Raw genomic sequence first — 20,486 nt, forward strand, 5'->3', positions numbered from 1 at the left:
ATGACGATTTTTCGGTCTTCAATGTTCCAATGCAATTTATTGGAACAACTCGAAGACGAATTTCTTTAACCAACTGTAAAGTCACTTCACTTTAATGAGTATCTTCAGGAAGAGAGTCCCGTAGACAACAACAAATTTTACGAATAGCGCGCCTTATGTAAACCTCAATCTTTAATCAAAATATCACGCTTTTTCCCTTCCCTTCATAGAGTGTTATTGGATGGATGGAAGGAGAGTGTGTTCATGATCGAAATGTCACCGATTGAAATAGAAGGCAGTACTTTTTTATGCATTACCGTCAGATTGCCTAAAACCAATCTGCTTGTAGTTACAGGAGATAGAGGCTATATTATGTGCGGCGCTCTTGATGTCGCCCTTCTGAATGAAAAGCTTAAGAGCAGGAAAGTCATTGCGGGCAGAGCCGTTGGCGTTAAAACAATTGAAGAGTTGCTTGAAGCACCATTAGAGTCAGTTACATTCGAAGCTGAGAACATGGGGGCAATTAAGGGCATGGTCGGCAAGGAAGCGTTGCTGCTTATGAATGAAAGACAGCCGGATTAGGCTGTCTTTTTGTTTTGAAGTGAAGGAAATCTCGATCTTCCTATTATTTTCCCAATGTAAAAATATTCATAATACCATAACCAATCGATAAATGGATGTGTTAAAATGTAAGAAATAATTGTCGTATTATGTAATATTTTCTTGCTGAAAGCTAAGGTCTTTTTCGTAAACCTCGTGGCAAAGCACCTATTTCGAAAAAGCCAACAACAAACCGATAAAGTGGGAATTGACATGAGACTGGTAGCCACCACTTCAGTGAATGAAGGAGCTTTACTTGGAAAAGCCATTTATAATGACCAGGGGCAGATTCTTTTAAACGTGGGAGCGCGGCTTGAGAGGAAAATCCTTAACCGGTTAATGGAATTTGGTATTGATTTTCTTTATATAAAGGATCCTGATACGGACGATCTTCTCCTTTCAAGTTCGATTTCTGATGAATTGCGTGTGAATGCCATCAAATCGATTGGAGAGTCGTTTAAGCAAATTCAAAATGATACAACGATTTCGCATTCCTTTGTGCTGGAAAAATCGGCAAAAAAGTTCAAAAAATTGATTAGTATTTTACTAGATGAACTTCAAAGCAGCAGGGAACTGCTCAATATGCTTTCAGATGTTTTCATGCACGATCACTATATATTTTCGCACTCGCTAAATGTAACGCTATATGCTCTGGCAATCGGAATTGAAATGAAGCTGAATCCAAAGGAATTGGAGCAGCTTGGACTTGGCGCTATTTTGCATGATGTAGGCAAAATGAAGGTACCAGAAGAAGTGCTGACAAAACCTGGTCGGCTGACAGCGGAAGAATTCCAGATTATCAAGGCACATGCCGAGGATGGATTCCAGTTGCTGCGGAATATCCCAACTGTTCCATTAATTGTTGCCCATTGTGCCTTCCAGCATCACGAGCGCATGAATGGTTCAGGTTATCCACGCAGCTTGAAAGGCGAGGAGATTCACCTGTTTGGACGGATTCTTGGGGTAGCGGATGTATTTGATGCTGTCACGTCAAACCGGGTGTACAGACCTGCTATGCTGCCGCATGAAGGTCTGGAAATCCTATATTCAGGTTCCGGCACCCTTTTTGACCCCAAAGTGGTCGATGCTTTCCGCAGAGCTGTGGCTATCTATCCTATTGGCTTGACAGTTCTTTTAAGCGATGGACGTAAAGGGGTAGTCGCTGCCCAGAATCCAGGGCTGAGCGAACGGCCAGTTGTCAGGATCCTAGAGGAAAATGGCTTGCGGGTCGCGCCTTACGAAATCAATTTGAAGACGAATTTATCGTTGATGATTGTAAGCTGTGACACAATCCTAAAGTATGAGTATGCCAACAATTATTAGATTTTAAGGCTAGTTCCTCCCTTTAAAGCATACATATAGCTTTAGAGGGGGGATTTGTTTTGGCAAAATTCGGCCGGCGGCTGCCTCGGAAAGGACCTTTGCCTTTCAGGTATGTGTTCCTGCTGACATTCGTCTTTTTTTCCTTTTCAACAGCAGCGGGACTGTGGATTATAGATAAGGGGATCGAGCCTACGCTGATGAGCTATGCCGAATCTCAAACAAGAAAAATCGCCACGCTTGTAATTAATAAGGCGATCAATAAAAAAATCGCCAATGGTATGGATATTGATAAGGTGATAGAATTTGTGCCGGTAGATGGAGGATCTTCTACAGTAGTAAAATTCAATACTGAAATCATTAATCGTGTAAAAGCAGAAACGACTAACCTCGTGCAAATGAACCTGAAGGAAGCTGAAAGAGGGGATCTCGCATCGCTTGAAATGCTCTCAGATATAGAGATTGTCACGGATGAAGAGGATAAGGAAGAAGGAATCATTTATTATGTTCCTTTAGGGCAAGCCACCAATAATGCGCTTTTAGGGAATATGGGTCCGATGATTCCCGTAAAATTCAATGCTATTGGTGATGTGACAGCCGATATTGTATGGGAAACAGAAGAACATGGAATCAATAACTCACTCGTGAATGTTTCCGTTCGGGTAAAAGTCAATGTCCAAATAATTATCCCGTTTGCAACTGAAATTGCTACTGTGCAGGAAGATATACCAATTGGAAGCTTTTACTATCCTGGGAAAGTTCCTCAATTCTATAACGGCGGCGGTGATTCTTCTCCATCAATTGAATTACCTGGCGAATAAAATGGTTGTCACGATAACGATATTGTTATACTATGAAATCAATTGAATAATAACCTTATCATTCCGGTGGGGTAGAGGAGCAAAATTCATTAGTAGGCTGTGCGAGTATGACAACGTTGACCGCGGCTAAAAGGGAGTTTTGCCGAAGCAAAATAAATGAGTCACATTTATTTTGCTGGGGGTACTTTGAACAAGAGTATCACTGTCATTATGGGGGTATCTCATAATGGGGAGCTACAGATCGTGATGGAGAAACTAGTTGCTTTAAAGAGTAACGATAGGATTTTCTCTATCGTTGCTCTTTTTTGTATTTGGCTCTGTTAAACAAGGCTGTTGATTTCCGTTCCAGGCNNTCGTCGCTTCGCTCCTGCGGGGTCTCATCTGACCAGCTGCGCCCGCAGGAGTCTACGCGCCTTCCACTACAATCAACAGGGTATTAAAAATCAACATTCAGCTTTAACAGAGCCTTGTATTCATGGACTTGTAGCTCTTTTCATGGAAACAGTATCCCCCTGTCAAAAACAAGGAGGAGAAAAAATGGAGAACACAATATATTCATTATTGCCGCCATTGCTGGCAATTTTAATGGTAGTCATCACAAGACGGGTGCTGTTGTCATTAGGGACAGGCATCGCGGCAGCAGCATTACTGCTTGCTGAATTCAATATTGGCGAAACATTATCAATCATAGGCGATGCCGTTAAGGGAATTTTCATCGCTGATGGAGAGCTGAACACTTACAGTTTATATATCATCCTGTTCCTTTTGCTATTAGGTATCATTACTGCATTTATTTCTATTTCCGGCGGAAGCCGTGCATTTGGCGACTGGGCGATGAAGCGTGTGAAAACAAGAGTGGGCGCTCAGCTTGTAGGTGCATTTCTAGGTATTATTATTTTTATCGATGATTACTTCAATGCACTGGCTGTAGGACAAATTACTCGTCCAATCACTGACCGGCAGAAAGTTTCACGGGCAAAGCTTGCGTACATTATCGATTCAACATCTGCCCCTATGTGTGTCATTTCACCAATATCCAGCTGGGGAGCCTACATCATTGCTTTAATTGGCACAATCCTCGCTGCTCACGGTGTTAAGGAATATAGTGCATTTTCGGCATTCATGCAAATCGTTCCAATGAATTTTTACGCCTTAGCTGCACTTATCATGGTTTTCATTGTGGCGCTTCGCAACGTTGAAATTGGACCAATGAAGGCCCATGAGGAACGTGCTTTTAATGACGGGATTGTTGTTGATCAAAGTAAACCAGTACCAGGTGAATTAAAAGATGGCCTACCAACGAGTACTAAGGGTACGGTCGGTGATCTTGTTTGGCCGATTGCAGCGCTTGTTGTTGGTACAGTCGCTACCATGATGTGGACAGGTTTAAATGCAGTTGAAGGCAAAGCAACAATTTTTAAAATCCTTGAAAATACCGATGTAACAAAATCTCTTGTAACAGGCGGATTGCTGGGGCTTGTTGTGGCATTGATTCTTTTTGTAAGACAGGCTGTAGTGTTAAAAGGCGTGAATGCAAATGTATTTGGAAAAGGATTGCTAGAAGGAATCAAATCTATGCTTCCTGCCATCTATATTTTACTTTTTGCCTGGGTAATTGTTGACTTGATCGGTAGACTTGAAACAGGAAAATATCTTGCTGGAATTGTCGAAAGCTCAAATATGAATGTATCTTTCCTGCCATTCCTTCTGTTCTTAGTCGCTGGAATCATGGCATTCTCAACAGGAACATCTTGGGGTTCATTTGGAATCCTGCTTCCAATCGCTGGGGACATTGCAGCGGCATCTGATATCAGCATGCTTCTGCCTGCATTGGCGGCAGTATTAGCTGGAGCAGTATTTGGGGACCACTGTTCACCGATATCCGATACAACCATTCTCTCATCTACTGGGGCTGGATCAAATCATATGGACCATGTTATGACTCAGCTTCCATATGCATTGATAACTGCGGCAATCTCGGCTGTTGGATTCCTTGTCATCGGATTCACTGGCAGCACTATTGCGGCACTTGCAGTAGTGGTAATCCTGCTGGCTGCCTTCGCTTTCATCTTTGGAAGCAATCCGCAAGAAGAAAAAACATTAAAAGAAAATCTTGCAGAATAACTTTTAAGCTGTCTGATGATCAGACAGCTTTTTTCAATAAATGGCAAAAACCCCCATACCTTCATGTGTATTTCTCATAGTTGGGAAAGTATTTACTAATAAAAATTTATTATTATCAAAATAATATTTTGACAAGCAATTAAAAACTAGCTATACTATTTTTAGACTAAATAATCAGAAAATATAAAACTTTCTAATTCATTTTCCATGGAATTAGAAAGGGAGGGGGATTTATAATGGAAAATCGTCCACAGTGGGGAACCAGGTCGGGATTTATTCTTGCAGCAATTGGTTCTGCAGTAGGGTTGGGAAATATTTGGCGCTTTCCCGCAGTAGCGTATGAGAATGGAGGAGGAGCTTTCTTTATTCCTTATTTATTCGCTTTGCTGACAGCAGGCATTCCGCTGCTGATTCTTGAATTTACAATCGGGCATAAGTATAGAGGATCTTCACCATTGTCTTTCGCACGTATGAATAAGAAATGGGAATGGCTTGGCTGGTGGCAGGTTGCTGTTTCTTTTGTCATCTCAACTTATTATGCCGCCATCATTGCATGGTCAGGTTCATATGCATTCTTCTCATTCGGAGAGAAATGGGGAAAAGATTCTGAGGGTTTCCTTTTCGGCAGCTACCTGAAGCTGGCTGACAAAGCAGGGGATGTAGGCGGGATTGTCCCAGGAGTATTTTGGCCTATGGTTCTTGTCTGGGGAATTACATTCTTCGTTCTATTGAAAGGTATTAAAAAAGGGATTGAAGTGGCAAACAAAATCATGATCCCAACACTAGTGGTTCTTTTCTTGGTCATCGTTGTCAGAGCTTTGACCCTTGATGGTGCTGCTCAGGGATTAGATGCTTTCTTCAAGCCGAATTGGGAAACGATTGCTGACCCTAAGGTATGGGTAGCAGCTTATGGTCAGATTTTCTTCAGTTTATCCATTGGTTTTGCCATTATGATTACTTATTCAAGCTATCTTCCTAAGAAAACCGATTTAACGAACAGTGCATTTATTACTGGATTTGCAAACTCAGGCTTTGAGCTTTTAGCTGGTATTGGTGTATTCGCTGCATTAGGATTCATGGCTCAGCAGGCAGGAGTGCCTGTAAGCGAAGTTGTTGCTGGCGGAGTAGGATTGGCATTTGTTGTCTTCCCGCAGATTATCAGTGAGTTCCCAGCATTTAATGGACTATTTGGCTTCTTGTTCTTTACATGTCTAGTTCTCGCAGGACTGACTTCATTAATTTCGATTGTGGAAACTTTTGTAGCTGGTGTACAGGAAAAGTTCAAGGTCAGCAGAACAAAGGCCGTTCTAGTGGGCGGAGGATTATCTTCTTTATTCTCAATCCTGATCGCAACTAAAGGCGGTTTATACTTCCTTGATTCAGCAGACTATTTCATCAATCAATTCGGTGTTGCTTTGGCAGGACTTGTAGAGGTTGTCGCTGTTGCGTGGGTAATGAAAGAATTGAAGAACCTTCAAAAGCATACAAACGAAATCTCAGATGTAATGGTAGGTACATGGTGGAGAATTTGCCTTGGTGTGATCACTCCTGTCGTATTAGGCTACATGATGGTTCAAAACATCATTACGAATATCAAGGAAAACTATGGAGGATATCCAACAGGCTTCCTTCTATACACTGGATGGGGAGTAGCCATCGGAGCGATCGTCTTAGGATTCGTCTTTGCGGCAATTAAGTGGGATAAAGATATTTCAGTTTCCTCTAAGGGGGTTTCTCAATAATGTCAGGTAGCGCTATTGCAATGATGCTTATTGGTATGGTAATTATTTGGGGCGGCCTAGCAGCAAGTGTAGTTGTGGCTGTAAAAAAAGGGAAAGAATCAAATTAGGTTAAAGAGGGCTGCCATTGGCAGCCCTTTTATTTTTTCTTAATTCTTGCCCGTTCCTGTCTTGCCCACATTTTCAAATGAGGGTATGGATCAAAGGACCATTCAGTATAGCCGTTATCCTTATACATTCCATAGTGCAGGTGGGGAGGGAATTTCCCGGACGTTCCAGGAGGGCCGTATCCAGAGCTTCCTACACCGCCGATTACCGTTCCAGGTTCAACGATTTGGCCGACCTTCAGATCCTTCGTAAATCCGCTTAAATGGGCGAAATAATGGTAAGTGTTGTTGATGTCGCGAATACCAACCCGCCAGCCGCCATATTTGTTCCAGCCCTTCATCTCGACGATTCCATATCCTGTCGCGCGAACAGGGACACCATAGCCTGCAAAAATATCGGTGCCTTCATGAATCCTTCTGCCGCCCCAGCCGCGGGCATCGCCCCATGTATTGTTATAGCTATGGTTGCTTCTTAAAGGCAGCGGGAACGAATGGGTATCTAAGTCAAGTCTGCCAAAATGTCTGTAAACCAGAGCTTTTCCAATGATGATTCCCACTGTTTTATCGCGCTTATAGTAATTCCAAAGACCAATCTTAATGTTTTCCTGATCCGTCCCGTAATGAAGGAGGTATTGAGCAAATGCCTGCAGCACATCCTCGTCGTCACTGATGCTTGCTTTACCATCACCATTGCCGTCAAAACCTATTCCATTGAAAAATTGAATGGAGACTGGATTGTTATCTTGTAAGTTGGGGTTCAACAATCCTGCCCATTCTTCAGGTTTAAAATAAACCCCGGCAATTCCCTCCGCTTTTGGCAAATCTTTGCGTGCCTGGCGGACATTTCGCTCATACTGGTCTACTGCGGCAATATAGTACCAGGGGATATGGGTAACAGCTTCTACACGGGTATATAATTCCATTCTTTTTTTATAAACATCCTCATCCTGCTCGGCTGCTGATACCTTCTCAACAGAGAGGGCAGGGCATAATAAAAAAAGAACGATAACTGCATAAAGGAATTTCACCGTAATCCTCCCTTCAGATTTTGCTCCATTAGTGTCCAGCTTCAGTGGCTAGTTTGTTTTTATCCATGATGCTCCTAATGCTCCCTTTTTCATGGACTGGCCAGCGCACTTATGCTTTTCTTGTTATAGTTTGTGATGAAGGAGATTTTTCATAAATATCAAATAATGGTAATCGCAAAGCTAACGTACTTGTCGTGTGTTTTTCATTATGTTAAAGTGACATCAGAAGCTGTAAATCGGCCTTGATTTTTTCATGGTGTTCTTGATGTAGTGCAGCAGGAATGGAGTGAAATTATGAGCAAAAAAGAGGTACAGAGAAAGCCTGAATGGCTGAAAATAAAGTTGAATACGAACGAAAATTATACTGGCTTGAAAAAGATGATGCGGGAGAAAAGCTTACATACTGTTTGTGAAGAAGCGAAATGCCCAAATATCCATGAATGCTGGGCAGTAAGAAGGACTGCCACTTTCATGATCCTCGGTGATGTATGTACGCGTGCATGCCGTTTCTGTGCGGTTAAAACGGGTCTTCCAACTGAACTCGACTGGCAAGAACCGGAAAGAGTAGCTGATTCAGTCGTACTTATGAACCTGAAGCATGTCGTTGTTACAGCTGTAGCGAGAGATGATCTGAAGGATGGAGGAGCGGCTGTCTTTGCTGAAACAGTAAGAGCCATTCGCAGAAAGAATCCTTTCACTTCCATTGAAGTATTGCCTTCCGATATGGGCGGTGTTCTCGAGAACCTTAAGACATTAATGGATGCTAGACCGGATATCCTTAATCATAATATTGAAACAGTTGAACGTCTGACTCCAAGAATCCGTGCGCGTGCTAAATATGAACGTTCACTTGAGTTCTTGCGTCGGGCAAAAGAGCTTCAGCCAGACATCCCGACAAAATCCAGCATTATGGTTGGGCTTGGCGAAACAAAGGAAGAGCTGATTGAAGCGATGGATGATTTACGGGCAAACAACGTGGACATCCTTACTCTTGGACAATATCTGCAGCCTTCTAAGAAACATCTTGAGGTTGTAAAGTACTATCATCCGGATGAATTTGCCGAACTCAAAGAGATTGCTTTGCAAAAAGGATTCAGCCATTGTGAAGCAGGTCCATTAGTTCGTTCTTCCTATCATGCTGACGAGCAGGTTAATTCTGCAGCGAAACATAAACAGGAGCTTGCTGAGCAAGAGGCTCAACAGGCATAATTATTTGGTCAAATTAAAGAGTTCAGCCTGAAGCTGAACTCTTTTTCCATCTTATTTCCCTTTTTTCATCTGTGTGGATATGTCGTCTTTATCCATATTTTCATTCAGTTCGCCTTTAGCTTCGCCGTTGGCATTTTCCCCTGTGCTCATTGGTCTTCCTTGAGGAGATTTGAGCATTTGTTTAACGACACCATCGATCATCGTTTCTACATCCCGGCTATCGGTATCCAAAGATGCAAAGTTCTCTACATCTTTGCGAAGGGTTGGATCATCCGATACGTAAACATGGAACCAGCGAGGAACAACAGACATTGCCATCCTCTTTACCTGGTCGGCAGTTTCAAACCGGTCCTTAGAATCTGTCTGATAGACAATCAGTACTTCTTCATCTGTAACCAATGTTGAGACATCATCGACATTCTGGACCATCGTGCTGTAACGTCCAATCATATCAGCCATTTTTTCACGGTCGATTGCCTGGTAAACATCCATGTTATTGTCTGTTCCCATAACACCTGTTTTTTGATGGCGTACATAGCCAAAATCTTTACTTGTATCTTTTAATCCTTTGCGTCCACCTTCATTGTATAAATCAGGGCGCTGGTCGTTTACATTTAGAGTATGGCCGCTCTGCTGGTAAATGCCGGTTTTGCCGTCTCGCTCGCCTGGGGATGCATTGTTAGTTGCACATCCAGTCAATACCGCTGCACCGCAAATGCCAAGAGCAATAATTGCTTTTTTCATTTCAAACACCTCCTATTGATTAGAATGGCTCTGATTTTATTTTTTTTGCTTAGTAATTGATGGGGAATCAGTTATAATTTAAATAAGAGACTTTGGGATCAAATATTAATGACGGAAAATCAGCAATGAAAAAGAGGTGTACCAATGATTTGCATCAATAATCTGTGCTATGAAATTGTTGACGAAGCACGCGACGGTTTCAATGAGGAAGCCTTCCGTGCAAGATACAGTGATATCTTGACAAAGTACGACTATATTGTTGGGGACTGGGGATATGGCCAATTAAGGCTCAGGGGATTTTTCGACGACCAGAACCAGAAGTCAACATTTGATACGAAAATCAGCACTGTCAGTGAGTATCTGTATGAGTATTGCAATTTTGGGTGTGCCTATTTCGTTGCGAAAAAGGTTGCCAAACAGAACGTGAGCCAATAAAAGAAGAGGACCTGATTTTTATCAGGTCCTCTTCTTATTGGGAAAGTTAAGTGACGTGCTGAAACTGAAGTTTTTCAGTTATTAACTATATGGCGGCTGTTCACTTTCATTCGGATCGTCATGGGTTGGGTGTGCCCCAGCTTCCTGGCGCGGCACTCCTTGATGAAGCGATTTGAATTCATAGTTAAAATTACTGTAGGACCTCTGGCCTTCTCTCCATGGCGTACTTTTGCCTTTTACAGGCTCAACCTTCCCAATTGGCGACCCATAAGGTCCATCTGGTAAATCCTCAGCTGTAATATAATTTCTTTGTTTTTCTACATTGGAAAAATCAGAGTATAGTTCACGGTCTTCTTTGCTCATGAATTCACCCTCTTTGCTTGTTGTCTTGTTAGTATTTCATTGAAAAGACAAAACAAACAAAGAAGTTAGTGCCATAATTATATCAGTTGGCGCAAGAACGAGCGAAGTTCTTCAGCATCTTCTTCAGAAAGGTTGTAAGCATACTCTAAGTAGCCTTCTTCATCTAAATCATCCTGGCCGATGATCGCGAATTTGCTTCCCTGTATATCCAGTACGATGCTTTTCCCGTAATAACGGCTTGTCTGGATAATGGCAAGATCAAAGCGCTGGTTTTCACCTAAAAAACTTACGTAGCGCGTCTTTGTTTCTTCTGTATCATCATATAGAAAAAAACGTTCTTCTGTCATTGTGATCCTCCTAATTAGCTATCCATATATGTAATTTGTTTTGAATTTTCCCTTTGAGCAGGGAACCATCTTCACTCACCATCTTACCAGAAAACAGATAATTTCTGAATTTATCTGAAAAAACAAAAATATTTTGCAATACTATATAGGAAAAAAGCTCTATTTTTAAGAAATATGGTACAATAAAGAAAAAGTTCCAAGCATCTTCTGAGAGGATTGAAACTATGGCCCGCCGCATTACTAGCATTTTAGACAACCTGCTTGGTTGGGGAAAAATAATGTTACCGCATTCAACAATATGCTATTACCCTCCTCAATTCATATTGCGGAACCCTGTCGTTTCAGGGGTGAAAAAAGCATTGAGCGATGGCTGTGAAGTAGCAGTGATCGCCTATACTAACAAGAATCAGCGTGAGATTGCTGCCCAGCTTGGTGAAGAAAGCTGGAAATATTTTAAGGCTTTGAAGAGGCACTTTAAGGCAGTCATTGAAGAAGAAATTGAAAAGCAGGACATGATTGTCTTGCATGATTACTATAGCGACAGCTTAAGTCTGTTTATAAGGATCGATCACAACAGGCATTGTATATCTGAAATCGATACGAAAATGAAGAAGATTCTCAGGGAAGCAGAAAGCAGACTTTTCCATGAGTATCCTACTGTGCAGCCAGTTTTTGATACAGGCTATATTTTTATCGATAAATCGGTTGGTTCTATACATGAAGCTGTATTAAAGGCGCATCAGCAGGCGTTTGCGATGGCAGAGAAACGAATTCAATCCGAATTTAATGAAATGGTTTATGAAATGAACAAAATCGTATCACAAAGGAAAATAAAGCTTCTCGCACAGCCGATCATCGATGTTGCCTCAAAGGAAATAAGGGCATGGGAAATGCTGACGCGCGGACCCGAGGGAACGGCTCTGGAAAGTCCTTTACAGCTGTTTTCGGTAGCGAGACAAACAAATATGCTGTATGAGCTGGAAATGATTGTGCTCAGCAAAACGCTGGAACAAATCACTTTGACAGGATGCACGCATGATATTTTTATTAATTTTACACCAATCACACTTGGTAATTCACGGTTTGTCCGTGACTTGAAGACAATGATGCAATCGTATATAAACATCAAGCCAAGTCAAATCACATTTGAAATTACCGAGAGAGACTCGATTGAGGGAATCGAAAATTTTATCTATAATATAAAGGTATTAAGAGGTATGGGTATCAAGATTGCAGTCGATGATACAGGAGCAGGTTACGCAAGCTTAAATACCATCAGTGAGATCATGCCGGACGTCATAAAAATCGACAGGTCTGTCATTCAGAACATCGATAAGAATTCCGTGAAGGAATCAATGCTGAAAGGTTTACTGCTTGTAGCCAAGGAAGCAGGTTCCATTGTCGTAGCCGAAGGGATCGAGAGTGAAGAAGAGGCCTCTGTTCTATCAAGGAATAAGGTTGAATTGGCACAAGGTTACTTTTATGCCCGTCCTGGATTACTCAAAACCGTCTAGCATCTGTATGAGGTGATAAGAATGTACTTTGTTGACAGGGAACAAATTGAAACAACATTGCAATTTTTAGAAACGCAAATCAATTTCTTTGAAAGTCAGGATTCATGGGAATCGGCCATGGAGAAGGCTGCTCTTGAACGGTTGGGACATACAATGATCGAAGCCGTGCTTGATGTTGGAAATGCCATGATTGATGGTTTCATCATGCGTGACCCAGGAAGCTATGAAGACATCATTGATATTTTGGATGATGAAAAAGTTGTCACTGCAGAAATGAGCGAAGGCTTGAAAAAGATTGTTCTGTTCAGGAAGATGCTGGTACAGCAATACACTGCAGTTGACCATGACGCATTAAAAGCGTCCTTTGCAGCAGAGCTACCCCTATTGAAGCCTTTTTCTGAAAAAGTACGAGAATACTTAACCAATGAACTTGGGCCCGTATCAGCTTTTAAAAAGTAGCAGAATAAAGGAGACCGTAAACTGCGGTCTCTTTTTCCATTTGATTAAGAAGATGAGTGGAGTTGTTATGGACCTATGGTGACAACTCGAAAGGGGAAAGTGCTAAATGAGTTGTTATGAGAAAGCATACGAGAACAACTCAAATGGAAAAATCCGTAACGAGTTGTAATGGTGAAGGTTACGAGAACAACTCAAGAGGGAAAAATGCTCAATGAGTTGTTATGGCGATGCTTTCAAAACCAATAGGTGGTTGATTTCATTGTTTAGCCCGGCTTGAATCAACGAGATTAATCTAGCAACAGGCCTCGTTCTTTGCACTTATGCGAATGCTTTTATAAAATAGTATTTCGGGTACGATAATGTTAGGAGTGATCACGATGAAAAAATATAAAGGTTATTTAATCGATTTAGATGGAACCATGTACAGGGGTTCCGAGAGAATAGAAGCAGCTTCTGATTTTGTAAAAAGGCTGATTGAGGCAGAGATTCCTTATTTATTCGTAACGAATAATTCCTCACGCACACCGGCGCAGGTTGCTGAAAAGTTAAGGAGCTTTGATATCCCTACTAATGAGGAGCAGGTATTTACAACTAGCCAGGCCACTGCCAACTACATTTATGAACAAAAGCCAGATGCAACCGTTTATGTGATCGGTGAAGAGGGCATCAAAACCGCGATTGAGGAAAAAGGTCTGCAATTCGCAGGGGAAGATGCTGATTTTGTGGTTTCAGGCATTGACCGGGGAATTACATACGAAAAGCTTGCGGTTGGCTGTCTAGCCGTCCGGAACGGGGCAACATTCATCTCTACTAATGGGGATATCGCCATCCCAACAGAGCGCGGCTTGCTGCCAGGGAATGGTTCATTGACATCGGTTATTGCCGTTTCAACCCAAACAGAGCCGATTTTCATCGGGAAACCGGAGTCTGTCATCATGGAACAGGCCTTGAAGGTACTGGGAACCAACAAAGAAGAAACGCTGATGGTGGGGGATTACTACGATACGGATATCCTCGCGGGAATGAGAGCAGGCATGGATACGCTCCTGGTGCATACAGGAGTGACAACAAGGGAGCTCCTTAAAGGTTATCAGGAAATGCCAACCTATACTGTTGATTCATTAGATGAATGGGAAGTATGAAAAAAAGGGACTTGCGGCTAAATTGCTGCAAGTCCCTTTGTGTATTGTTTCCCAAAGCTTATATTAGCACATTTTTTAGTTCATGTTTCAATCGGCCTCATCGGGGACGCTGGGATTTCGGCCATCAATATCCCTAAGAACAGTTACTTACTCAATATTCGCTGCTCTATGTGCCAGACGGCTTGATGCAGCTGCCGCTACAGCTCCGACAATGTCGTCAAGGAATGTATGACATTTTCCGGAGGCTTTGTCATTTAATTTTTCCAAAATGCCTGGTTTTTGCTTATCAATGTACCCATAGTTTGTAAAACCAATGGAACCGTATATGTTAACAATTGAGAATGCGAGGATTTCATCTATTCCGTAAAGACTTTCATCTGTTTCAATAATTGATTGAAGCGGTTCTCCAAGCTTCTTTTCCTCAGCAAGTATATCGAGCTGAATTCCAGTCAGGATGGCATTCTGAACCTCCCGCTTTGCAAGAACCCGTTCGACGTTTGCAACACAGTCCTCCATTTGCAGATCAGGGTGATATTTTTCCTGGAGGTAAAATACCAGATCCGCAATATCCTGTATTTCAACACCGCGTTCATGAAGCCATTTTCGTGCTGTTTCCTCTGTCATATGGATTGCGCGTTTCTTTTCTAACATCTGCATCACCTTTCTTGTTTTGATTGCAGCCTCTAATAACCTATTTATCCTAAATTATTCTGTGTAATCCTTTTGGTGATAGGTATTCGCTCCTTTAAATCATTTCCAGAATGATACCACTTATTCATTTCATTGTTCACACAAGTTTTTAAATGACTGACATATATTTGTTAGAGAGTGGTCTTGAAATGAGGTGGCAAAAATGCTTCAAAGGATGTTAAAAGAAGTATATGGGATTTCTGCGGATTCAGAAGTATCTCTTGGAAGATATCATGGATATAAGCAAAATGAGGGTCTTTATTTAATTATGAATGCAAATGGATTAAAAGAGCAAGAAATAATCGAGCTTGTGAAAATAGCGGAACATATGCAAAGTTTTGGAGATCGCAACGTTTCAAAGCTGCTGGCTGACAAGGAAGGCAGGCAAATCTGTGATTGGCAGGGCAGTAAATATTGTGTCCTTCAAAACCGTACGACACCGATTCCTGATGGAATGAAAACTGGCAGGAAGTTAGCAAAGTTACATTTCAGAGGCAGGCAGATTCCTTTTAAAGTCGAAAGCATCAACAGGGTTGGGCAGTGGAAACAGCTTTGGGAAAAAAGGCTGGACCAAATGGAACAAGTGTGGAGCGGCAAACTATACAGTGAACCGGAAAGCGAATTTGAACGGATGTTTCTCGAATCATATCCTTATTACATGGGAATAGCCGAAAATGCGATTCAATATCTTACTGATACCGAAATTGATGATAAGCCGACTAAGATTGATCATGGTACAGTATGCCATGAGCGTTTTACCAATACAGTCTGGAGGGGGCCGTATTTTGTTAAAAACCCATTTGACTGGGTATTTGACCATGCAAGCCGGGATTTAGCTGAATGGGTAAGAGAGAGTTATTTTACGAATATCCAGACCAGCCAGCCTCATATTAAAAACTTTCTGTCTGACTATCAAAGCCTGACAGTATTATCCCCTTTTTCCTGGAGGCTTCTTTACGCGCGATTGCTGTTTCCGCTTCATTATTTTGAAACAGTTGAAAATTATTATATCACGCAATCAGAACAGACGAGAAACCAGCTAGAAGATCAAATGGCAAAGTATTTAAAACAAAGCAGCGATCATGAAAAGTTTTTAAGCAATTTTTATCAGCTTTGCGAGGCACCTGTCAAAGCAGGGAAACTGCCAGGCGTGGATTGGTTATTACGGTAAGCGAAATTTATTGCCTGAAATGGGAGCGATATGTGGTAGAATAAAGTTATTCTATTATATTAATCGCTTACATGAAGGAGACTGTTCATGAAACCATATGTGTATATCACCAGAAAACTTCCGGAAGAAACGATTACTGAAATGACCGATCATTTTGACGTGAAAATGTGGGATCATGAAGATATCCCTGTACCTAGAGAAGTTTTATTAGAGGAAGCAAAAAAGGCCAGCGCCTTGATTACGATGCTTTCTGATAAAGTGGACGCAGAACTGCTTACAGGTGGGGATCATCTTAAAATTGTCGCCAATCTGGCAGTAGGCTACGATAATATCGATCTGGAGACAGCGACAAAGCGCGGAATCTGCGTCAGCAATACACCGGATGTTTTAACAGAAACAACTGCGGACCTGACTTTTGCTTTACTGATGGCCACTGCAAGACGAGTTGTGGAAGCTGCCGAGTATGTGAAGGCTGGGAAGTGGGCGAGCTGGAGTCCCTATCTGCTTGCCGGACATGATATCTACTCAAAGACAATCGGGATTGTCGGCATGGGAAAAATCGGCGAGGCTGTAGCTCGCAGGGCAAAAGGGTTTGGCATGGATATTCTGTACCATAACCGCTCCAGAAAAATGGATGCTGAAATGGAATTCGGTGCAGAGTACAGTTCATTTGAAGAACTTGTCTCTAAGGCGGATTATGTTGTATCCCTGGCACCGCTTACTGCGGAAACAAGAAATTTATTTACAGCAGATGTTTTTACTAAAATGAAAAAAAGCGCCATTTTTATCAATGCAGGGCGCGGTCCGGTTGTGGACGAGCAGGCATTGTATGAAGCGCTTGTTAATGGTGAGATTGCAGCAGCCGGTCTCGATGTTTTCGTGAAGGAACCGATTTCTGCGGATCATCAGCTGCTGAAGCTTCCAAACGTCGTTGCGCTGCCCCATATAGGCAGCGCGAGTACCGAAACCAGAACAGCGATGATCAAGCTTTGCTGCTCAAATGTTAACGCAGTGTTATCTGGAGACAGACCAAAGACGATTGTCAATAAAGAAGTGCTTCATTAAGAGCAAAAGAGCTTTCCCTTTTAAACAGGGAAGGCTCTTTTTCTTTGATAAGAAAGTATAAAATTCACTTCGAAAATTGTCCAGTTCCAGCGATTGTCGGGGCTGACCAAGGCGCTTGCGCTTTTCTATTTGAAAAATTCAAAATTTTTCTGCCTAGAGCCTCATATGATTAAGCGTTTACATGTAAATGCCTCTTTAAAAACTCCTTGTAAAAGAAGATTAAGAAAATTATAATGTCTACTATATATAAACACTTGTTCTTTTATAGTGGACAGTAGAGAGGGGAAGAAAGTATGCAGGTAATCTCAATTGGACTTCTAGGATTAGGCACAGTTGGCTCGGGGGTAGTGAAAATTATTGAAAACCATCAGGATAAGCTGATGCACCAGGTCGGCTGTCCGGTGAAGGTGAAAAAAATCCTTGTACAGGATCCTGTGAAGGAAAGAACAGTGAAGGTCGATTCTTCTCTCTTGACGGTGAATCCAGCTGACATTATCGATGACCCGGAAATTGATGTCGTGATAGAGGTAATGGGCGGCATCGAAAATACGCGTGAACATTTACTTGAGGCATTAAAAATGAAAAAAAATGTTGTGACAGCGAATAAAGACTTAATGGCCGTTTATGGATCAGAGCTATTGACGGCTGCGCATGAAAACGGGTGTGACCTGTTTTTTGAAGCGAGTGTTGCTGGGGGTATTCCCATTTTAAGGAGCCTTGCAGAAGGCCTTGCATCAGACAGGATTACAAAGATGATGGGAATCGTTAATGGTACGACTAACTATATTTTAACCAAGATGAGCCAGGAAGGTCTAGCTTATGAATCGGTGTTAAAAGAAGCCCAAAGGCTTGGATATGCAGAAGCAAATCCAGCTTCAGACGTAGAGGGCCTGGATGCAGCGAGGAAGATGGCGATCATGGCATCGTTAGGATTTTCAATGAAAATTGACCTTGATGACGTCAAGTTTAAAGGGATTACTGAGATAACTGAAGAAGACCTTCAATATGGCAAGCAGCTTGGTTACACAATGAAGCTGCTGGGGATTGCCCATCGCGAGGATGATAAGGTTGAGGTAAGTGTCCAGCCAGCTCTCTTGCCAAATTCACACCCGCTAGCTTCTGTCCATAATGAATACAATGCTGTCTATGTTTATGGCGAGGCAGTAGGTGAAACGATGTTCTACGGTCCTGGTGCAGGAAGTCTGCCAACAGCGACGGCTGTTGTTTCCGACCTTGTTGGAGTGATCAAGAACATGCGCTTAGGCGTCAATGGATGCTCTTCCGTAACACCGCAATATCAAAAGCAGCTGAAAGACGATGGCGAAGTGCATTCAAAGTATTTCCTCCGTCTGCATGTACATGATGAGGTTGGTGTATTCGCGGAAATTACATCGCTCTTTTCCAACTATAATGTAAGCTTTGAGAAGATTCTCCAGATGCCTTTAAAAGAAGAAGAACTAGCTGAAATTGTTGTGGTAACACACAATGCTTCCCTAAGAAACTATGAAGATATTTTAATGCAGCTTCGTGATCTTCCTGTTGTAAAAGAAATCAAAAGTTCCTACAGAGTCGAGGGGAGTGTCAGTGCATGAGGTGGCGCGGCCTGTTGAGTGAATACAAAAAGTTCCTGCCCGTCAATGAGAATACGCCAATACTTACGCTAAATGAAGGAAATACACCATTAATCAGGCTGGATCGGCTCTCAGAGGAGTGGGGGGTTGACCTGTTCGCAAAAGTAGAGGGAGCCAATCCAACGGGTTCTTTTAAAGATCGTGGGATGGTTATGGCGGTCGCCAAAGCAAAAGAGGAAGGCAGCGGGACCGTCATTTGCGCATCCACGGGAAATACATCTGCCTCTGCTGCTGCTTATGCAGCTAGAGCAGGCTTGCGGTGCATCATTGTCATTCCCGAAGGTAAAATTGCCATGGGGAAGCTTGCCCAGGCAGTGATGTATGGCGCAAACATCATTTCGATTGAGGGGAATTTTGATGAAGCATTAAGGATGGTGAGAGCCATCAGCGCAACAGAACCAGTCACTCTTGTGAATTCGGTGAATCCATATCGTCTAGATGGACAGAAAACAGCTGCGTTTGAAATCTGCGACCAGCTTGGGGAGGCACCAGAAATTCTGGCAATCCCTGTTGGCAACGCGGGGAATATCAGTGCGTATTGGAAGGGATTCAAAGAATATCATTCTATGAAGGGCACTGGCCTTCCTCGTATGTTTGGATTTGAAGCGGAGGGTGCAGCGGCAATCGTCCAGGGCAGTCCAATTGACCAGCCTGAAACCATTGCGACGGCAATCCGGATTGGCAATCCAGCGAGCTGGGATTTAGCAGTCAATGCGAAGCAGGATTCGAATGGAGAAATTGATTTCGTTACCGATGAAGAGATTCTGCAGGCATACAGTAAACTAGCTTCTGCAGAAGGGATCTTTGCCGAGCCGGCCTCTTGCGCGTCACTTGCTGGCATTCATAAGCTTTTACAGCGTGGAGAGATTCCTCAGGGCTCCAGAATCGTGGCTGTTTTGACCGGCAATGGATTAAAGGACCCTGCAACTGCCATCGATATCCGCTTGATTTCACCAGTGGTACTGCCTAATGATGAACAACTCGTCAGCGAGCATATCAGGGGAGTTGTCCGTCAATGAAGGCAACAGCTGGAGAAAGTATCTCCTCTTTTAAAAAGCAAGCTGTTACGGTAAAAGTGCCTGCAAGCTCAGCTAACCTTGGCCCAGGCTTTGATTCAGTTGGTGTCGCATTGAGCTTGTATTTGGTTTTACAGGCAGAGAGAAGTGACAGCTGGGAAATTACAGCGTTATCGATGGCTTTAAAAGATTTTCCCAAAGACGAACAAAATTTTATTTCGCAGGTTGCGATCAATACCGCCAGGATGTACAAGCAGGAAATGCCTGCAATGAAGGTTTCGGTTAAAAGTGATATTCCGCTTGCGAGAGGCCTGGGTTCTAGTGCAGCAGCGATTGTGGCGGGTATTGAGCTGGCAGATTTGTTTTGCAGTCTGCAGCTGAGCCGCCAGGAGAAATTGCGGATTGCGACAAAGATGGAAGGACACCCCGATAATGCAGGTGCTTGCCTGTTTGGCGGGTTTGTTGTTGGCAGCGAGGCTGGCGATGAAGTGAACCTCACTAGATTGGATGCCATTGATTTTGATCCAGTTCTCGTTGTTCCTCAACAAGAACTGCTTACCGAAGAATCACGCGATGTGCTGCCAGAAGTGGTTGAATTTAAACGTGCAGTGCAGGCAAGTGCGATTTCAAACCAGCTGCTTGCGGCCTTGCTGACTCAGCAATGGGAGCTAGCCGGAAAAATGATGACAGCTGACCTGTTCCATCAGCCATATAGGAAAAATCTCGTCCCATTTTATGAGGAAGTGCAGGAAAAAGCGGCTGAGTCTGGAGCGTTTGGTGTTGCGTTAAGCGGTGCTGGGCCTTCGCTGCTCTGCCTCGCTGAACCTGGGAAGGGTGCTGCGCTAGCTAAGTCTCTGCAAAATAATCTTTCAGGATTTGAGATTCACCGGCTTAAGATTGATAAGGGCGGGTGTCAGGTTTCTTTTAATAAATAACAAAAAAAACGGTTTTGCCGGCATAGGCAAAACCGCTTTGTATTTAT

The 20,486-nt window shown here is 42.7% G+C and carries 21 protein-coding genes and 1 riboswitch; of the genes, 16 read left to right on the top strand and 5 right to left on the bottom strand.

Going from position 1 to position 20,486, the window contains the following annotated elements; all coding sequences use genetic code 11:
- The first annotated feature begins 243 nt into the window (after positions 1–243).
- The 6 genes from V7201_RS00715 to V7201_RS00740 all read left to right on the top strand — a co-directional run bounded on the left by V7201_RS00715 (position 244) and on the right by V7201_RS00740 (position 6,693).
- Entirely contained in the window at positions 244–561 is a 318-nt protein-coding gene (locus V7201_RS00715) for a YunC family protein (RefSeq protein WP_335374866.1), read from the top strand.
- 231 nt (positions 562–792) lie between these two features.
- Entirely contained in the window at positions 793–1,902 is a 1,110-nt protein-coding gene (locus tag V7201_RS00720) for an HD-GYP domain-containing protein (RefSeq protein WP_335374867.1), read from the top strand.
- Positions 1,903–1,961: 59 nt separating this feature from the next.
- Entirely contained in the window at positions 1,962–2,720 is a 759-nt protein-coding gene (yunB, locus tag V7201_RS00725) for a sporulation protein YunB (protein WP_335374868.1), read from the top strand.
- 64 nt (positions 2,721–2,784) lie between these two features.
- Positions 2,785–2,965: riboswitch (Lysine riboswitch) on the top strand.
- 292 nt (positions 2,966–3,257) lie between these two features.
- Positions 3,258–4,844, top strand: coding sequence for a Na+/H+ antiporter NhaC family protein (locus tag V7201_RS00730; RefSeq protein WP_335374869.1), 1,587 nt, complete (start codon positions 3,258–3,260; stop codon positions 4,842–4,844).
- Between the two features lie 236 nt (positions 4,845–5,080).
- On the top strand, positions 5,081–6,586 hold the full coding sequence (locus V7201_RS00735; protein WP_335374870.1) for a sodium-dependent transporter: 1,506 nt from the start codon (positions 5,081–5,083) through the stop codon (positions 6,584–6,586).
- On the top strand, positions 6,586–6,693 hold the full coding sequence (locus V7201_RS00740; protein WP_335374871.1) for a methionine/alanine import family NSS transporter small subunit: 108 nt from the start codon (positions 6,586–6,588) through the stop codon (positions 6,691–6,693). The genes V7201_RS00735 and V7201_RS00740 overlap by 1 nt, the downstream gene beginning before the upstream one ends.
- Positions 6,694–6,722: 29 nt before the next feature.
- On the opposite strand, the gene V7201_RS00745 is transcribed toward V7201_RS00740, so the two are convergent.
- Complete coding sequence (locus V7201_RS00745; protein WP_335374872.1) at positions 6,723–7,718, bottom strand: M23 family metallopeptidase; 996 nt, start codon at positions 7,716–7,718, stop codon at positions 6,723–6,725.
- A gap of 294 nt (positions 7,719–8,012) precedes the next feature.
- Here V7201_RS00745 and lipA point away from each other — a divergent pair, with 294 nt between their 5' ends.
- Entirely contained in the window at positions 8,013–8,927 is a 915-nt protein-coding gene (gene lipA, locus V7201_RS00750) for a lipoyl synthase (protein WP_335374873.1), read from the top strand.
- Between the two features lie 51 nt (positions 8,928–8,978).
- Here lipA and V7201_RS00755 read toward each other — a convergent pair whose 3' ends face one another.
- A complete protein-coding gene (locus tag V7201_RS00755) occupies positions 8,979–9,671 on the bottom strand; it encodes a YhcN/YlaJ family sporulation lipoprotein (protein ID WP_335374874.1) in 693 nt (230 codons plus the stop codon).
- 144 nt (positions 9,672–9,815) lie between these two features.
- Between V7201_RS00755 and V7201_RS00760 the strand changes: the two genes are divergently transcribed.
- Positions 9,816–10,106: a YutD family protein gene (locus V7201_RS00760; protein WP_335374875.1), complete on the top strand. Its 291-nt coding sequence runs from the start codon at positions 9,816–9,818 to the stop codon at positions 10,104–10,106.
- Positions 10,107–10,187: 81 nt separating this feature from the next.
- Here V7201_RS00760 and V7201_RS00765 read toward each other — a convergent pair whose 3' ends face one another.
- Together V7201_RS00765 and V7201_RS00770 are read right to left on the bottom strand one after the other, a co-directional pair.
- Positions 10,188–10,469: a cytosolic protein gene (locus V7201_RS00765; protein ID WP_335374876.1), complete on the bottom strand. Its 282-nt coding sequence runs from the start codon at positions 10,467–10,469 to the stop codon at positions 10,188–10,190.
- A 77-nt stretch (positions 10,470–10,546) separates the two neighbouring features.
- Positions 10,547–10,816: a DUF3055 domain-containing protein gene (locus tag V7201_RS00770; RefSeq protein WP_335374877.1), complete on the bottom strand. Its 270-nt coding sequence runs from the start codon at positions 10,814–10,816 to the stop codon at positions 10,547–10,549.
- 278 nt (positions 10,817–11,094) lie between these two features.
- On the opposite strand from V7201_RS00770, the gene V7201_RS00775 reads away from it, so the two are divergent.
- From V7201_RS00775 to V7201_RS00785, 3 genes are all read left to right on the top strand, one after another.
- Entirely contained in the window at positions 11,095–12,330 is a 1,236-nt protein-coding gene (locus V7201_RS00775) for an EAL domain-containing protein (RefSeq protein WP_335374878.1), read from the top strand.
- Between the two features lie 21 nt (positions 12,331–12,351).
- On the top strand, positions 12,352–12,789 hold the full coding sequence (locus V7201_RS00780) for a DUF86 domain-containing protein (protein WP_335374879.1): 438 nt from the start codon (positions 12,352–12,354) through the stop codon (positions 12,787–12,789).
- A 377-nt stretch (positions 12,790–13,166) separates the two neighbouring features.
- Entirely contained in the window at positions 13,167–13,931 is a 765-nt protein-coding gene (locus V7201_RS00785) for a TIGR01457 family HAD-type hydrolase (protein ID WP_335374880.1), read from the top strand.
- A 147-nt stretch (positions 13,932–14,078) separates the two neighbouring features.
- Here V7201_RS00785 and V7201_RS00790 read toward each other — a convergent pair whose 3' ends face one another.
- Positions 14,079–14,555: a phosphatidylglycerophosphatase A family protein gene (locus V7201_RS00790; RefSeq protein WP_335375095.1), complete on the bottom strand. Its 477-nt coding sequence runs from the start codon at positions 14,553–14,555 to the stop codon at positions 14,079–14,081.
- Between the two features lie 229 nt (positions 14,556–14,784).
- Between V7201_RS00790 and yutH the strand changes: the two genes are divergently transcribed.
- The 5 genes from yutH (at position 14,785) to thrB (ending at position 20,439) form a co-directional block, all read left to right on the top strand.
- Positions 14,785–15,792: a spore coat putative kinase YutH gene (gene yutH, locus V7201_RS00795; protein WP_335374881.1), complete on the top strand. Its 1,008-nt coding sequence runs from the start codon at positions 14,785–14,787 to the stop codon at positions 15,790–15,792.
- 87 nt (positions 15,793–15,879) lie between these two features.
- A complete protein-coding gene (locus tag V7201_RS00800) occupies positions 15,880–16,857 on the top strand; it encodes a 2-hydroxyacid dehydrogenase (RefSeq protein ID WP_335374882.1) in 978 nt (325 codons plus the stop codon).
- Positions 16,858–17,150: 293 nt separating this feature from the next.
- Positions 17,151–18,449 carry a homoserine dehydrogenase gene (locus V7201_RS00805; protein ID WP_335374883.1) on the top strand — a complete coding sequence of 433 codons (1,299 nt, stop codon included), beginning with the start codon at positions 17,151–17,153 and terminating at the stop codon, positions 18,447–18,449.
- Complete coding sequence (gene thrC, locus V7201_RS00810) at positions 18,446–19,507, top strand: threonine synthase (RefSeq protein WP_335374884.1); 1,062 nt, start codon at positions 18,446–18,448, stop codon at positions 19,505–19,507. The genes V7201_RS00805 and thrC overlap by 4 nt, the downstream gene beginning before the upstream one ends.
- The gene (gene thrB, locus V7201_RS00815) at positions 19,504–20,439 is read left to right on the top strand and encodes a homoserine kinase (RefSeq protein ID WP_335374885.1); all 936 of its coding nucleotides are present in this window, start codon (positions 19,504–19,506) and stop codon (positions 20,437–20,439) included. The genes thrC and thrB overlap by 4 nt, the downstream gene beginning before the upstream one ends.
- Positions 20,440–20,486: the final 47 nt, after the last annotated feature.

This window comes from Bacillus sp. JJ1122 (genome assembly GCF_036964885.1).
Classification (GTDB): Bacteria; Bacillota; Bacilli; order Bacillales; family Cytobacillaceae; genus Mesobacillus.

What these genes read in the sequence shown, in the direction of transcription:
- V7201_RS00715 (WP_335374866.1), top strand. Translation starts at nt 244, where the DNA reads ATGATCGAAATGTCACCGATTGAAATAGAAGGCAGTACTTTTTTATGC.
- V7201_RS00720 (WP_335374867.1), top strand. Translation starts at nt 793, where the DNA reads ATGAGACTGGTAGCCACCACTTCAGTGAATGAAGGAGCTTTACTTGGA.
- V7201_RS00730 (WP_335374869.1), top strand. Translation starts at nt 3,258, where the DNA reads ATGGAGAACACAATATATTCATTATTGCCGCCATTGCTGGCAATTTTA.
- V7201_RS00735 (WP_335374870.1), top strand. Translation starts at nt 5,081, where the DNA reads ATGGAAAATCGTCCACAGTGGGGAACCAGGTCGGGATTTATTCTTGCA.
- V7201_RS00740 (WP_335374871.1), top strand. Translation starts at nt 6,586, where the DNA reads ATGTCAGGTAGCGCTATTGCAATGATGCTTATTGGTATGGTAATTATT.
- lipA (WP_335374873.1), top strand. Translation starts at nt 8,013, where the DNA reads ATGAGCAAAAAAGAGGTACAGAGAAAGCCTGAATGGCTGAAAATAAAG.
- V7201_RS00755 (WP_335374874.1), bottom strand. Translation starts at nt 9,671, where the DNA reads ATGAAAAAAGCAATTATTGCTCTTGGCATTTGCGGTGCAGCGGTATTG.
- V7201_RS00760 (WP_335374875.1), top strand. Translation starts at nt 9,816, where the DNA reads ATGATTTGCATCAATAATCTGTGCTATGAAATTGTTGACGAAGCACGC.
- V7201_RS00765 (WP_335374876.1), bottom strand. Translation starts at nt 10,469, where the DNA reads ATGAGCAAAGAAGACCGTGAACTATACTCTGATTTTTCCAATGTAGAA.
- V7201_RS00770 (WP_335374877.1), bottom strand. Translation starts at nt 10,816, where the DNA reads ATGACAGAAGAACGTTTTTTTCTATATGATGATACAGAAGAAACAAAG.
- V7201_RS00775 (WP_335374878.1), top strand. Translation starts at nt 11,095, where the DNA reads ATGTTACCGCATTCAACAATATGCTATTACCCTCCTCAATTCATATTG.
- V7201_RS00780 (WP_335374879.1), top strand. Translation starts at nt 12,352, where the DNA reads ATGTACTTTGTTGACAGGGAACAAATTGAAACAACATTGCAATTTTTA.
- V7201_RS00785 (WP_335374880.1), top strand. Translation starts at nt 13,167, where the DNA reads ATGAAAAAATATAAAGGTTATTTAATCGATTTAGATGGAACCATGTAC.
- V7201_RS00790 (WP_335375095.1), bottom strand. Translation starts at nt 14,555, where the DNA reads ATGACAGAGGAAACAGCACGAAAATGGCTTCATGAACGCGGTGTTGAA.
- yutH (WP_335374881.1), top strand. Translation starts at nt 14,785, where the DNA reads ATGCTTCAAAGGATGTTAAAAGAAGTATATGGGATTTCTGCGGATTCA.
- V7201_RS00800 (WP_335374882.1), top strand. Translation starts at nt 15,880, where the DNA reads ATGAAACCATATGTGTATATCACCAGAAAACTTCCGGAAGAAACGATT.
- V7201_RS00805 (WP_335374883.1), top strand. Translation starts at nt 17,151, where the DNA reads ATGCAGGTAATCTCAATTGGACTTCTAGGATTAGGCACAGTTGGCTCG.
- thrC (WP_335374884.1), top strand. Translation starts at nt 18,446, where the DNA reads ATGAGGTGGCGCGGCCTGTTGAGTGAATACAAAAAGTTCCTGCCCGTC.
- thrB (WP_335374885.1), top strand. Translation starts at nt 19,504, where the DNA reads ATGAAGGCAACAGCTGGAGAAAGTATCTCCTCTTTTAAAAAGCAAGCT.